Raw genomic sequence first — 14,069 nt, 5'->3', positions numbered from 1 at the left:
GAACGATAAGGAGACAAAAACCATGAATCGATTCACACGCCGTCAAGTCCTGATCAGCGCCGTAGCTGCAGTGGCCGCTCCAGCGCTGATCATGCCGAAGTCCGCTCGCGCCGCTGAAATCCGTCTCAAGTTCGGCACCAACCTGCCGGCAAACCATCCGCTGAACATTCGCGCCAACGAGGCAGCCGAACGCATCGTGAAGGAAACGGGAGGACAGGTACAAATCAACGTCTTCCCAAACAATCAGCTCGGAAACGATGCCGACATGCTGTCTCAATTGCGAGCCGGAGCCATTGATTTTTTCACTGTCTCCGGAGTGAATGTCTTATCACAGCTGGTAGCGGTGTCGTCGATGTACGGGCTAGGCTTTGCTTTCCCTAACGACGACGCCGTGCACAAGGCACTGGACGGCGATCTGGGCAAATTCCTGCGCAGTCAGTTCACCAAAGTCGGGCTGATGGCCATGGACAATATCTGGAGTTCGGGCTTCCGCCAGATCACCAACAGCGTTCGACCGATTAACACGCCCAGTGATCTCAAAAACCTGAAGATACGCGTCCCGGTGAGCCCGCTGTGGACATCACTGTTCCAGCATCTTGGCGCGGCGCCGGCTTCAATCAATTTCGCCGAAGTGTACTCGTCGCTGCAAACCAAGGTCGTTGATGGCCAGGAAAACCCGCTGTCTATCATCTCGATCGCCAAACTCTACGAAGTGCAGAAGTATTGCTCCATGACGAATCACATGTGGGATGGCTACTGGTGCATGAGCAGCGTGAAAGCATGGAACCGCTTGCCGGAAAAGGTACGACCGATCGTGGCGCAACACCTTAACCGCTCGGCCCTAGACATGCGTGGCGACGTCGCCAGGTTGAACACCTCGCTACACAGCGATCTGCAGGCAAAGGGAATGGTCTTCAACACGCCGGATCCGGCTGCGTTCCGCGCCATGCTGTCGAAGTCGGGTTTTTATGCCGAGTGGCGCAAGAAATACGGCGAGGAAGCATGGGCGATGTTGGAGAAGTACACCGGAAAATTGGGGTGAGCCATGCACATCGCACGCACGAATGCCGCGGCAAATCAGCCGCGAGACGCCATCAGCGCCGGCGCGGCGCGCTTACAACGCCTGCTCGGGCACTGCCTGGCGGTACCTGCCGCGCTGCTAGTGGCGGTAGAAATTTTCGTTCTACTGGCCGGAGTGATCGGCCGCTACGTTTTCCACACCCCACTGATCTGGTCAGATGAACTTGCCTCCATCCTGTTCCTGTGGCTGGCCATGCTGGGCTCCGCCGTAGCCTTCGAAAAAGGCGAGCACATGCGTATGACAGCTGTGGTAGGCAAGCTTTCTCCAGCCACGCGCGCATTCGTCGACGTGCTGGCAACGGTGGCTGCGCTGGTGTTTCTGTTGCTAGTGCTGCCACATGCGCTGGAGTATGCGCAAGAGGAAGCCATGATCAGCACGCCGGCACTGGATATCGCGAATAGCTGGCGCGTAGCGGCTATGGCTGTGGGTTTTGGCATGATGGCGCTACTTTCCTTGTTGCGCCTGGCCCAGTTCTCCGACCGAAAGACCGTGGGCAAGGCGCTTGCGCTCGCGGCGGTGTTAATAGTCGGCATGTGGATGCTGCAACCGCTATTCCAGAAGCTCGGCAACTTTAATCTGGTGATTTTCTTTGTTGTCGTGGTCGCGGCCTGTGTCTTTGCCGGCGTGCCGATCGCATTTGCATTCGGTCTGGCCACGCTGGGATACATCATGCTGACCACCACGACGCCGGTGCTGATCGTGGTTGGCCGCATGGATGAGGGAATGAGCCATCTCATCCTGCTTTCGGTGCCGCTGTTCGTGTTTCTGGGGCAGTTAATCGAGATGACTGGCATGGCGCGCGCGATGGTGGGCTTCCTGGCGACCCTGCTGGGCCATGTGCGCGGCGGCCTGCACTATGTGCTGGTGGGCGCCATGTACCTGGTATCAGGGATTTCCGGCTCCAAGGCGGCCGACATGGCTGCGATCGCGCCGGTGCTGTTCCCCGAAATGAAAAACCGCGGTGCAAGGGAAGGCGATCTGGTTGCCCTGCTGGCGGCAACCGGCGCCCAGACAGAGACCATACCGCCGAGCATCGTACTCATTACGATCGGCTCGGTGACGGGCGTGTCGATCTCGGCCCTGTTCACAGGGGGCATGCTACCGGGCATTGTGCTCGCCATTGGATTGATCGGCGTGGTGTTCTGGCGCTATCGCGGTGAGGACTTGTCGCAGGTGACGCGGGCAAACCGGGCCGAGATCGCAAAGGCCTTCGTGGTGGCCTTGCCTGCAATCGCGCTTCCCTTCATCATCCGCGCCGCCGTGGTCGAGGGCGTCGCGACGGCAACGGAGGTATCAACGATCGGCATCGTCTACGCGGTGGTCGCCGGGCTTCTCATCTATCGCAAGTTCGACTTCCGGCGCTTGTACCCGATGCTAGTGGAAACGGCGAGTCTGTCCGGCGCGATTCTCTTGATCATTGGCGCGGCCACCGCGATGGCCTGGGGGCTCACACAATCCGGTTTTTCGCGCACCCTCACCGATGTGATGCGCTCGCTGCCAGGCGGCGCCGTAGGCTTCATGGCTGTTTCCATCTTGGCTTTCGTGATCCTCGGCAGCGTGCTGGAAGGGATACCGGCCATCGTACTGTTCGGGCCTTTGGTATTTCCAATAGCACATGCCATCGGCATCCACGAAGTCCATTACGCGATGGTCGTGATCCTGTCGATGGGTATCGGCCTTTTTGCGCCGCCCTTCGGGGTTGGCTATTACGCGGCATGCGCGATCTCGAAAGTTCACCCGGACGAAGGAATTCGCCCCATCGTCGGATACATCGCCGCCATGGTTGTCGGATTGATCATTGTCGCGGCGGTGCCATGGATCTCCATCGGCTTTCTGTAACACAGGAGAACAGAATGCAAAATCAGAGCAATAAGGATCGCGTTGCCGTCGTGGTTGGCGGCGCTATGGGCATAGGCGCGGAAATCTGTCAGCGCCTTGGTGCAGCGGGCTACACGGTAGTCGTCGCAGATCGCGACATGGAAGCCGCAAAAGGTCGCGCGGGGGAGCTCAGCGCAGCAGGCTTGCGCGCTGAGGCCCAACAGATCGACGCTGGCGATGCTGCGTCCGTGGCACAGGCCTTTACCGAAATTGAAAGCCGGCATGCCCGCTGCGATGTGCTAGTGAACTGCGCCGGCATCGCAAAGGTTTTTCCATTCCTGGAATTTCCGCTTGAAAATTTCCTCGCAACGATGAATGTCAACGTCACCGGCACGCTACTGTGCGCCCAGCATGCAGCGCGACTGATGCTGAAGCACAAGTGGGGGCGCATCGTGAACCTGGCATCGGTCGCCGGGCAGCGTTCTGTGGGCACGGGGCGCACTGCCTACGGTACATCGAAGGGAGCAGTCATTGCGCTGACGCGGCAGATGGCCGTGGAACTCGCCGAGCATGGCATCACTGCAAATACGGTATCGCCTGGCCCGGTCGACACGCCGATGACCCGCGTGCTTCACACGGACCAGTTCCGCAAGGAATATACCCACGCCATTCCTATGGATCGCTATGGATCGACTGCGGAAATTGCTGCGGCCGTGATGTATTTTGTCGGCGATGAGGCCGGGTACACCACCGGTGTAGATTTGCCGGTAGATGGTGGTTTTCTGGCATCGGGAGCGCGCAAGCTGACGTAAGGGTGGACTTGAGTATTTCGGCAAGCAGAGAACGCAAACGGCATTGAGGAAAAAGTAAGTCAGCCGCAATCTGCGGCCGTCGTCCGGGGGAAGCTGACCGTAATCATCCCGAACTGGAACGACCTGGTCATGATGCATTCATCGCTGGGCAATCCTTACAAACATGAATGATTCTCGCGCGACGTTGATCACAGCAGCGGACTAAAGAGAGACTGGCATGCACCGCAATCGCAAGGCAAAAATTGTCGCTACCATCGGACCGGCAAGCAATACCAAGGAAACCATTGAAGCGCTATTTCATGCCGGGGTCGACGTATTCCGGATGAACTTCAGCCATGGCACGCACGAGGATCACAAGAGACGGCTCGACATCATCCGGACGGTTGAAGCGGAGGTAAGGCGTCCTATTGGCGTCCTGCTCGACTTGCAGGGGCCAAAACTGCGTATTGGCACATTCTCTGACGGACCGGTCATGCTGGAGAACGGTGCCCGGTTTCGTCTTGATCTGGACAATAAAAAGCCAGGAGACCAGCGCCGCGTCTCGCTTCCCCATCCGGAAATTTTTGCTGCATTGACCGAAGACGCAAGACTGCTGCTCGACGATGGCAAGATCCATTTGAAAGTCGAGCGTTGTGGCCCCGACTTCGCTGATACCAGGGTGATTAACGGCGGCATGCTGTCAGAGCGCAAGGGGGTCAATGTCCCCGGTGTGGTTTTGCCCATGTCTGCAATGACCGAGAAAGACAGAAGAGACCTCGACTACGGGCTGGCGCTGGGCATCGACTGGGTTGCGCTTTCCTTTGTGCAGCGGCCCGAAGATATCGAAGAAGCCAAGGAAATCGTGAAAGGCCGGGCGTCAATTCTGGCGAAGCTGGAAAAGCCGGCAGCCATCAACCAGCTCGAACAGATCGTGCAGGCTTCCGACGCCATCATGGTTGCTCGTGGCGACCTCGGGGTGGAAATGCCTGCGGAGCAGGTGCCGGCCATTCAAAAGCGCATCGTACGCATGTGTCGGCAGTTGGGAAAGCCCGTGATTGTGGCTACGCAAATGCTTGAGTCGATGATTAATGCGCCGGTGCCCACCCGCGCAGAAGCGTCGGACGTCGCAACCGCGATCTACGACGGGGTTGATGCGGTGATGCTGTCAGCCGAGTCCGCATCGGGAAAGTTTCCGATCGAAGCGGTTCGCATGATGAGCAGCATTATTGATCAGACCGAAGCCGATCCATTCTTCGTCGAGACGATGAAGGAATCCCATAGCCCTGCACGTGCTGAGATTGCCGACGCAATCGGATTGGCAATGCGCAATGTCGTAGACCTGCTGGGTGTCGCCGCCACCGTCGCTTATACCAGCTCTGGCTACTCCGCTTTACGCATGGCGCGGGAACGTCCAAAAGCACACATTATAGGCATGACGCCCAAGCTCAGTACCGCCCGCAAGCTTGCCCTGGTGTGGGGGGTACACCCGGTCGTGAACCACGACGTTGCAGCAGTCTCGGAAATGACCGTATTTGCGTGCCAGACCGCAGCACGCGAGGGATTGGCAAAAAAAGGCGAGACCATTGTCATCGCGGCGGGCATGCCATTTGGCACAGCTGGGACGACGAACCTGTTACGAATTGCGCAGGTTGAATAAGCGCGTCCTGATCTCAAATCCAAACTGTTTCAAGGAGATAAAGTTGAGCACTATCGTTGATATCATCGGCCGCGAAGTAATCGATTCCCGTGGCAATCGGACCGTGGAATGCGACGTGCTGCTGGATATTGGACGGTATTCCTGACGCTGCACCAGTCAAAGTCGCCTGCGCTCGCTACACAGAAGCGGGCCATCCATGCCGGCTGAGATGCCGCCGAGTTGACGCCGAAATGCCGCCGAGACGCCGGCGGGGATGGCGCCGGCCACCGCTTGCCATGCCCGCCTAGTCCAGCGCGTATGAACGAAGATACTCCGGCATCGTGACCGCCCAGCGCAGCTCCCGCTCGATCCGCTGGCGCAGGGCGTCGCTCGCGCACGGCTCGCCATGCACCACGAAGGTCTGCCGGGGCGGGCCGCCGAAGCCGCCAAGCCACGTCATCAGTTCATTGGCGTCGGCATGGGCCGAGAGTGAAGTGATCTGCTCCACCGAAGCCTGGATGGCGACCTGCTTGCCATGGATGCGCAGTTCACGCATGCCCGAGGCCAGCGCCGCGCCGCGGGTGCCGGCGGCCTGGAAGCCCGAGAGCAATATCGTATTGCGCGCATCCTGGCCATAGGTCTCCAGGTGATGCACCACCCGCCCGCCGGTTGCCATGCCGCTGCCGGCCAGGATGATCTTGGGTGCGCGGTCACGGTTCAGCCACATGGACTGCTGCATGCTCTGGATCAGGATGGCGATATGGCAGGCCGCCGCGCAGGCGGCGCGATCGATCCGCAGTTCGTCCGGGTGCAGGGCGAAGATCGTGGTGGCGTCGATCGCCATCGGGCTGTTGAGGTAGACCGGCACCTGCGGAATACGGTTTTGCTCGCGCAGCTTGTAGAGGCAATACAGCAGCGCCTGGGTGCGCCCGACGGCAAACGCGGGAATCACCACGCTGCCGCCGCGCCCGATGGTGCGGCTGACGACCTCGCCCAGCGTGTCGAGCGGATCCTCCGCGGGATGGGCGCGGTCGCCGTAGGTGGACTCGATCAGCAAGTGATCCGCTTCGCGAAGGATCTCCGGGGCGCGCATCACGACGTCGTGCTGGCGTCCCAGGTCGCCGGAAAACACAATCCGCTTGCCATCCACATGCAGCGTCACGATGGCCGAGCCGATGATATGCCCGGCGCGATGAAACTCCGCCTCCACGTCGGGCGTCACCCGCACCCGCGTGTCGTAGTGAAACGGGTCGAGCCGGCGCAAGGCGCGCACGGCGTCCGCGCCGTCGTAGAGCGGCAACGCCGGCTGATGCCGCGAGTAGCCCTTGCGGTTGGCGTAGTGCGCGTCCTCCTGCGCCAGGTGCGCGCTGTCGGGCAGCAGGATCTGGCACAGCTGCGCGGTGCCCATGGTGCAGAACACCCGCCCCCGAAAGCCGTTGCGCACCAGCAGCGGCAGGTATCCGCTATGGTCGATATGCGCGTGCGTGAGCACTACCGCGTCCAGCGTGGACGGATCGACCGGCAAGCGGTCCCAGTTGCGCAGGCGCAGCGCCTTGTAGCCCTGGAACAGCCCGCAGTCCACCATCACGCGGCTGCGGCCGGTGTCGAGCACATACTTGGACCCCGTGACGGTATCGGTCGCGCCGAGAAATTGCAGCTGCATGGCGCGCTCCGTCAATGCGACAACAACAGTGGCACCGGCGCGTGATGCATCAACGTGCGCGTGGTGCCGCCCATGATCAGTTCGCGCATGCGCGAGTGGCCGTAGCCCCCGGCCACCAGCATGTCGGCCCCCAGCGCGCCAACCGCGTCGAGCAGACAGGTGGCGACGGGCCCCGCCTTCTGCACGTTGCGCACGCCGGCCACGATGCCATGGCGCTGCAGGTAATGCCGCAAGCCGGCCACCGGCTCCGAGTCCGCCCGCGGTTCGCCGCGATCGTCCCAGACGCCGATGATGGTGACGTGGCTGGCGCGCAGCAGCAAAGGCATGGCGTCGGCCACGGCCCGGGCCGCTTCGCGCTGCCCGTCCCATGCGATCGCCACGTGCCCGCCATGCAGCCGGCGAAACGCCTGCGGCACCAGCAATACCGGGCGGCCGGCGTTAAGCAGCACGTACTCGGCCGCCCCGGCGCCCAGCGATGCCACTTCCTGCGTTGCCACCGGCCGAGCCATCACGGCCAGATCGGCTACGCGGGCCTCCTGCGCCAGGACCCAGCCGGTTTCCTCCTCCACCACGCGGTGCGAGAACGGTACGCCCGGCGCCTGCGCCGCCATGGTGCTGCTCAGTATCTCGCCCTGCAGCGTGGCCTGCGACAGCAGCCTGCCGCGCGACGCCGCCATATGCCGCGCAGCGTCATCGCCCGCGCCCCGGATCGGGTCCAGGCGCAGGCCGGTGGCGCTGACGCCGGTGACATGCGCGCCAAAAGAGGCTGCCAGGTCGGCAGCCATCCTGACGCGGGATGCGCAGTCGGGATCCGCTCCGAGCGCGACCAGCACGGTCCGGTAGTCCATGATGTGCTCCATGTATTGGCGAGCATGCCTGCTGGCAGACCCGGTCCAGTTCATGGTGGCACAGCGCGCCTGCCGCACTTTGTCCCAGATCAAGCGCAGCAAACGCGGGAAGCGCGGTAAGCGCGGGAAGCGCAGGAGCTAGATATCGCCTTCGTCAAACAGGCGATGCTGGATCGCATAGCGCACCAGCGCCGCCTCGCTGGGCAACCGCAGTTTTTCCATCAACCGCATCTTGTAGGTGCTTACGGTCTTGGCGCTGACGCACAAGGCGGCAGCGATCTCGGTCAGCGGCTCGCCCAGCACCAGGCGGCGGTAGACTTCCATCTCGCGATCCGACAGGCGCAGGTGGGGATCCTCGCGGCGCTCGTCCTGCAGGCTGTTGGCCAGCTTCTCGGCCATCGCGGGACTCACGTAGGTGCCCCCCGCCGCGACCTTGCCAATCGCGCTGACCAGCTCCGTGGCCGCGCTTTCCTTGGTCAGGTAGCCCGCCGCCCCGGCCCGGAACGCGCGCACCACGTACTGCTCCTCGGCATGCATGGTCAGCACCAGAATACGCAGCTCGGGCTGCTCCACGCGCAATTGCCTGATCAACTCCAGCCCGCTGCGCCCGGGCATGGAGAGGTCCAGCAGGATGACCCGGGCCTTGCAGTCGCGCGCCATCTGCAGCACGGCAGCGCCATCCACCGCCTCACCCACCACCTCGAAGCCACCCGCGCGGCTCAGGATGTGGCGCAGCCCGTCGCGCATCACGGCGTGGTCGTCGGCGATCATCACGGGGATCATGGGCTTGCCTCCGCGCTCGCGGCTGTGGCTGTGGCTGTGGCTGTGGCCAACGGAAAGCGCACGGTCAGGCAGAAGCCCTCGCCAGGCGCTTGGCTTGTCGCCACGGTGCCCCCAAGCAGCCGTGCGCGCTCCCGGATCCCCACCAGCCCCAGCGATACCCGCTCGCCACCGGCAGGCTGCGTGGCGGCATTGCCGTGGCCATTGTCCCGCACGGTCAGCTCAAAATGGTCGTCCTGGCGAACCAGCTCGATATCGACCCGGTTGGCCTGCGCATGCTGCACGACATTGCTAAGCGCCTCCTGCACGATACGGAATACCGCGGTGGCCGCGTGCTCGCCGACGTCTTCCTCCTCGGCGGCATGGGTGATGACATTGACGCCATAGCGGGCGGAGAACTCCTTTGCCAGCCATTCGATCGCCGGGATCAGGCCGAGCTCGTCCAGCAACGCCGGGCGCAGGTCGGCGGCGATGCGTCGCACCGAAGCCACGGTTTCGTCGATGACCAGGTGCATGGCGGCGGCCTGGTCCAGCAAGGCAGGCGCCGTTCCGGCATCCATGAGGTCGCTGACGAGGATAGCCAGGTCCATCTTCAGCGCGCTCAGGCGCTGGCCCAGGTCGTCGTGCAACTCGCGGGCGATACGGCGGCGTTCCTCTTCCCGCGATGCCTGGACCCGGTCGGAGAGTTGCTGGAGCTCCTCGCGCGACTGCCGCAGGGCCGTCTCCACCCTCACCCGCTCCGTGGTGTCCCGCAGGATGACGGTAAACAGCTTGCCGGCGCCGTCCTGCGTCTGGGAGATGGAAGCCTCGATGGGGAACTCCGTGCCGTCCTGGCGCAGCGCATGCAGTACCCGCTGCTGGCCCATCTGCCGGTCCGTGACCCCGGTGACGCCGAACCGGCGTACGTGCGCCTCATGTGCCATACGAAAGCGCGCCGGAATCAGGTCCGCCAGGGGGCGGCCGGTCACCTGGGCGGAGGTGTACCCGAAAAGACGCTCCGCCGTGGGGTTGAACAACACAATGCACTGCGCTTCGTCCACCGTGATGATCGCTTCCATCGACGAGCGGATGATCCCTGCCAGGCGAGCCTCGCTGTCCTGGATGCGCGCCAGGTTGTCTTCCCCCGCGCGCCGAAGCCGCCGCAGGCGCACCAGCAGCAGCGACAGTACCACTGCCACCGCCAGGCCCCAGGCGCCGAGCATCGGCGCGGCCAGGCCGCCTGGCCGGGGGGCAAGCACGGTAATGAACCACAGTGCCAGCAGCAGGAGCAGCGCGAGCACGGCGCCACCTGCCGCCAGTTCGCCAAGCGTGGCGTGAAGCGATGCCTTGCGCGCGGAAGGCAAATTCGGTGAAGGAGGCTCGTTGGTCGCCATGGCTGGTCGCGAAGTGCTCCCGGAGGGTCGGCAAGTCCTGCGTGGATCCCGCGAGGATCGCCGGAGGCTCTCCTGTAAAGGTAGGCGATTTGGGTGAAATGCACACGCCCTCTGTGATGTGCTCGCAATATAGCGAGGTGGGCATAGGGGGTGCCATCGTCCGGATAGCCTATGGTCTTTGTCAGGTTTGCCTGACAGGGGCCTTCCTCATTCAGACAGCACTCTCAGCGACCGCTTCTTTTTTCCTGCCACGGCGCAAACCATACTCGATGGCATGAACACCATGTTTCTTCCCGATCGTCTGAGCGTCCTGCTGCTCGAGGACTCGGCCCTGATCGGCGCGCGGCAGGCCAGGATGCTCAGATCGATCCAGGAAGTGGAACTGCTCGCCCAGGCCCGCGAGCCACGCGCCGCACTGCTGGCCGCGCAGATCCTGTTGCCCGACGTTGTCATCCTCAGCCTGAGCCGGTATGGCCGATCGGGGCTGAGCGCACTGCAGGGCCTGCGAAAAATGCGCCGCCAGGCGATCGTGGTCGTCCTGAGCAACTGCCCGGCGGCGCCAATGCGCAGTGCTTGCCTGCGGGCTGGCGCGTCGTACTTCTTCGACAAGACCATGGAATTCGACGCGTTGCGCAGCACCCTGCTGCGCCTTGCGGCGCAGAAGATAAGCGCTCGGGCGGCGGCACCGGAACACACCGCGGCATAGCGCGCGCAGCGCTTTGCCCGGCATCGGCGGCAAACACGCCCGAGCGCAGTGGCCAGTCCGAGCGGCCAGGGGCAAGAGATAAGAGACCAGAGACAAAGGAATCAGCCATGTCAGCGTACCTGCAACAGCAAGCGAAAGCGCCTGCGGCGATGCCCCAGGCCTTTCACAGCCCCCAATTGCTGGATTTCCTGCCCCTGGAACCCACCCCGCCGGCCACGGTGTCTCACAAGGCAAATTGCTCAAGCTGCGCCATGCGCGCCATCTGCATGGGTGGCAACCTGAACGATGCGGATCGCTCCAGGCTCGATGCCGTGATCCACAACTGGCGCATGGTCCGGCGCGGCGAAGCACTTTACCGGGCCGGCGACGCCTTTCAGAGCATCTATGCGCTGCGTTCCGGATCGTTCAAGACGGTGTTGGCGCACCAGAACGGCTGCGAGCAGGTCAGCGGCTTCTTCCTCACCGGCGAGACGCTCGGGCTGGATGGCATCTGCACGGAGCACCACGCCTGCGACGCCATCGCCCTGGAAGACAGCGCGGTGTGCGTCATTCCCTTCCATCTGCTAGAAGCGCTCTGCCGCGAGATGCGCTCGCTGCAGCAGCACGTGCACCGCATGCTAAGCAGCGAGATCGTGCGCGAATCGGGCGTGATGCTGCTGCTCGCCAGTTTGTGCGCCGAGCAGCGCGTTGCGGCATTCCTGCTCAATATCTCGGCGCGCCAGCATGCGCGCGGCTACTCCCGGCGCGACCTCGCGCTGCGCATGACGCGCGAAGAAATCGGCAGCTACCTGGGCATCAAGCTCGAGACCGTCAGCCGCACCTTGTCGCGCTTCCAGCGCGATGGCCTCATCGAGGTCAAGGGCAAGCGCGTGACCTTGCTGGATCTTGACGCGCTGGACCGCATCTAGGCGGGCACCGTTGCACAAGCCGCCCCTTGCGGCTGCAACCGTAGTGCCTAGACTGGCAGAAAGCTGCCGCGGCGTGCCCGCGGCGCTCGCCTTTCCCGTGCTCCGCCTTGCACTTCATGGCGCCGTCCTTTTTGCACCTTCCTTGTTTCTCTTCCCCGGGGTCGAGGCCATGACCATCAAGATCGTCTTTGCAAAAACCATCCCCTCGTATCGCCCGGCTGATCTCTGTCTCGAGTGCGCTGCCAGCGTCGACGGCATCCCGGCCAGCTACGCGATCACGGCGGAGGCACTGGAAGACCACTTCGGTGCGCGTTCGTACCGGCCGGACGACCTCATCCAAGCCTTCGAAGGGCACCGCGAGGATATCGAATGCGTGGCGCAGCAACTGTTTGAAATGACCTCGGCTCACCACATCGTGCTGCACAGCGGTCATTTCCGTTTCGCGCGCTAGACGCAGGCGTGCGCCGGCTGGCGCGGCGCCTCGATGGCAGCGGCAGTGGCTGCCAGCAACGGATCGGACAGGCGCATGGCATTCCAGGCGTGCATCGGGGCGGCGGGCGCGATCGCGTCGGCCTTGGGCCTGGGCGGCCGCCACCACTCGGGTCCCGGCGCGCAACCAGCGCAAAGCATGGCCGCCAGGCAAGCCGCAAGGCCGCGCCGGCTCACGCAGCCGCCCGTAGCAAGTTGGTGGGGAACTGTCATCTTCATCGCCGCCTCCGGTTGCCGGCGCTTGCGCGCACCGGCTTGTCACGCCCGTGGCCTGCCGCGCCGAACCCTCGTTCCGCTTCAATATAGGCGCGTGGTTGCCGCTCGGCTTGATCCGCATCAAGCTAACTTCCAGGCACGTGCATAGCATGGGTACATGACCTGTCCAATCGGGGAGACAGGCACCTGGGAGAACGCGGCATGGAACCGGCGGCACTCACGCAAGCGTTGATGCGGCCCGCGGCTTACCCGCATCCGGTGGGCAAGGTCAGCCTGATCGAGACGCACATCTCGCAAGTCTTCCTTGCCGGGCCCTTTGCCTACAAGGTGCGCAAGCCCGTGCGCCTGGACTTCGTCGACTTCGGCACGCTGGCCGCCCGCGAGGCGGATTGCCAGGCCGAACTCGAACTGAATCGCAGGATGGCGGCGGCGCTCTACCTCGGCGTGGTGCCGATCGTGGCGGGACCCGACCCCGGGGAGGTCCGGGTAGGCGGTACCGGCCAAGCGCTGGAGTACGCGGTAAAGATGCGCCGCTTCCGCCAGCAAGACCTGTTCTGCGCGATGGCGCAGACAAACCGGCTAACCGGCACCCATGTCGAGACGCTGGCCCGCCGGCTTGCCGCGATCCACCTGGCCGCGCCGGTCGCCAGCGGCGGCACCGGGCATGGCACGCCGGCACGGATCGCGGCGGTGGCGCAACAAGCCATGGCGGGCGTTGCCGCCCTCGCCTCGGGCACCGGCGCGGCGGCACGCGTGGCGGCGCTGCTGCGCGAGCGGGCCGTGGCGCTGCAACCGGCATTTGCCAAGCGGCTGGCAAGCGGCCATGTCAGGGAGTGCCACGGCGACCTGCACCTTGGCAATATCGCCTTGATCGATGGCGAGCCCACGCCATTCGATTGCCTGGAGTTCGATGCGGGGCTACGCTGGATCGACACCATCAGCGATACCGCCTTTGTTTTCATGGATCTGCTCCATGCCAGCCGGCAAGACCTGGCCTACCGGCTGATCAATACCTACCTGGAATGCAGCGGCGACTATGCCGGCCTGGCGATATTGCCGTTCTACACGGCGCTGCGCGCCGTGGTGCGCGCCCGCGTGCTGCTCGAGCGGGCGCACCAGCGCAGCGCGGCAGGCACCGGCACCGGCACCGCCGCGGAAATGGCGGCGGCGCAGATGCGCTGCAACGATCTGCTCGCGCTGGCCAGTGCCGCGCTGACGCGCAATCCGGGCGCGATCACCATCATGCATGGCCTCTCGGGCAGCGGCAAAAGCACCGTTGCCCACCAGCTGGCGCTGGCCGCGGCCATGGTGCGCGTGCGCGCCGACGTGGAGCGCAAACGCCTTGCGCTTGCACATGGCCATCAACTTGCCGATACACCTGGCAATCCGGACGCGCACGGCGACCTTTACACGGCGCAACACACCGCCCGCGTCTACCGGCGGCTGCTGGCAATCTGCCGGCTCGGCAGTGGCGCCGGATTCCCCATGATTGCCGATGCGACCTTCCTTGCGCGCGCCGAGCGGCGGCGGTTTGCGTCGCTGGCCGCGCGCCGTGGAGCTGGCTTTTCCATCGTCGACTGCCATGCAAGCCTGGCCACCCTGCGCGAACGGATCGTCACGCGCGCGCGCCAGGGCGGCGATCCTTCCGAGGCGGACCTCCAGGTGCTGGAGTGGCAGCGGCGCGCCCAGGAGCCATTGGGCAGCGATGAATGGCGCCATGTGGTGCGCATAGGCGATACCGTTTTGTCCGGCTGATTGGG

General features: G+C 63.8%; 13 protein-coding genes. 8 read left to right on the top strand and 5 right to left on the bottom strand.

What is annotated here, in order from left to right; all coding sequences use genetic code 11:
- Positions 1-22 precede the first annotated feature (22 nt).
- The 4 genes from F7R26_RS08465 (at position 23) to pyk (ending at position 5,347) form a co-directional block, all read left to right on the top strand.
- A complete protein-coding gene (locus F7R26_RS08465) occupies positions 23-1,042 on the top strand; it encodes a TRAP transporter substrate-binding protein (RefSeq protein WP_150985865.1) in 1,020 nt (339 codons plus the stop codon).
- Between the two features lie 3 nt (positions 1,043-1,045).
- Positions 1,046-2,920: a TRAP transporter large permease gene (locus tag F7R26_RS08460; RefSeq protein ID WP_150985861.1), complete on the top strand. Its 1,875-nt coding sequence runs from the start codon at positions 1,046-1,048 to the stop codon at positions 2,918-2,920.
- A gap of 14 nt (positions 2,921-2,934) precedes the next feature.
- A complete protein-coding gene (locus tag F7R26_RS08455; protein WP_150985859.1) occupies positions 2,935-3,711 on the top strand; it encodes an SDR family NAD(P)-dependent oxidoreductase in 777 nt (258 codons plus the stop codon).
- A 217-nt stretch (positions 3,712-3,928) separates the two neighbouring features.
- Positions 3,929-5,347 (top strand): pyruvate kinase, encoded by a 1,419-nt coding sequence (gene pyk, locus F7R26_RS08450; protein WP_150985858.1) that lies wholly within the window; start codon positions 3,929-3,931, stop codon positions 5,345-5,347.
- Positions 5,348-5,630: 283 nt separating this feature from the next.
- On the opposite strand, the gene F7R26_RS08445 is transcribed toward pyk, so the two are convergent.
- From F7R26_RS08445 to F7R26_RS08430, 4 genes are all read right to left on the bottom strand, one after another.
- Positions 5,631-6,989 (bottom strand): MBL fold metallo-hydrolase RNA specificity domain-containing protein, encoded by a 1,359-nt coding sequence (locus tag F7R26_RS08445; RefSeq protein ID WP_150985857.1) that lies wholly within the window; start codon positions 6,987-6,989, stop codon positions 5,631-5,633.
- 11 nt (positions 6,990-7,000) lie between these two features.
- Entirely contained in the window at positions 7,001-7,837 is an 837-nt protein-coding gene (locus F7R26_RS08440; protein ID WP_170301859.1) for a universal stress protein, read from the bottom strand.
- 138 nt (positions 7,838-7,975) lie between these two features.
- The gene (locus F7R26_RS08435; protein WP_150985854.1) at positions 7,976-8,620 is read right to left on the bottom strand and encodes a response regulator; all 645 of its coding nucleotides are present in this window, start codon (positions 8,618-8,620) and stop codon (positions 7,976-7,978) included.
- Positions 8,617-9,990 (bottom strand): PAS domain-containing sensor histidine kinase, encoded by a 1,374-nt coding sequence (locus F7R26_RS08430; protein ID WP_241754462.1) that lies wholly within the window; start codon positions 9,988-9,990, stop codon positions 8,617-8,619. Before F7R26_RS08430 ends, F7R26_RS08435 begins: the two co-directional genes overlap by 4 nt.
- A 274-nt stretch (positions 9,991-10,264) precedes the next feature.
- On the opposite strand from F7R26_RS08430, the gene F7R26_RS08425 reads away from it, so the two are divergent.
- The 3 genes from F7R26_RS08425 to F7R26_RS08415 all read left to right on the top strand — a co-directional run bounded on the left by F7R26_RS08425 (position 10,265) and on the right by F7R26_RS08415 (position 12,055).
- On the top strand, positions 10,265-10,696 hold the full coding sequence (locus F7R26_RS08425; protein ID WP_150985853.1) for a response regulator: 432 nt from the start codon (positions 10,265-10,267) through the stop codon (positions 10,694-10,696).
- 107 nt (positions 10,697-10,803) lie between these two features.
- Positions 10,804-11,604 (top strand): helix-turn-helix domain-containing protein, encoded by an 801-nt coding sequence (locus F7R26_RS08420; RefSeq protein ID WP_150985851.1) that lies wholly within the window; start codon positions 10,804-10,806, stop codon positions 11,602-11,604.
- A 169-nt stretch (positions 11,605-11,773) separates the two neighbouring features.
- A complete protein-coding gene (locus F7R26_RS08415; protein ID WP_150985850.1) occupies positions 11,774-12,055 on the top strand; it encodes a DUF1488 family protein in 282 nt (93 codons plus the stop codon).
- On the opposite strand, the gene F7R26_RS08410 is transcribed toward F7R26_RS08415, so the two are convergent.
- On the bottom strand, positions 12,052-12,306 hold the full coding sequence (locus F7R26_RS08410; RefSeq protein ID WP_150985849.1) for a hypothetical protein: 255 nt from the start codon (positions 12,304-12,306) through the stop codon (positions 12,052-12,054). The genes F7R26_RS08415 and F7R26_RS08410 overlap by 4 nt on opposite strands.
- A 204-nt stretch (positions 12,307-12,510) precedes the next feature.
- Between F7R26_RS08410 and F7R26_RS08405 the strand changes: the two genes are divergently transcribed.
- Entirely contained in the window at positions 12,511-14,064 is a 1,554-nt protein-coding gene (locus F7R26_RS08405; protein ID WP_150985847.1) for a bifunctional aminoglycoside phosphotransferase/ATP-binding protein, read from the top strand.
- Positions 14,065-14,069: the final 5 nt, after the last annotated feature.

Origin of the sequence: Cupriavidus basilensis (assembly GCF_008801925.2) — a bacterium.
In the GTDB taxonomy this organism is placed as follows: domain Bacteria; phylum Pseudomonadota; class Gammaproteobacteria; order Burkholderiales; family Burkholderiaceae; genus Cupriavidus; species Cupriavidus basilensis.
This window is presented reverse-complemented; position numbering and strand designations above follow the sequence as displayed.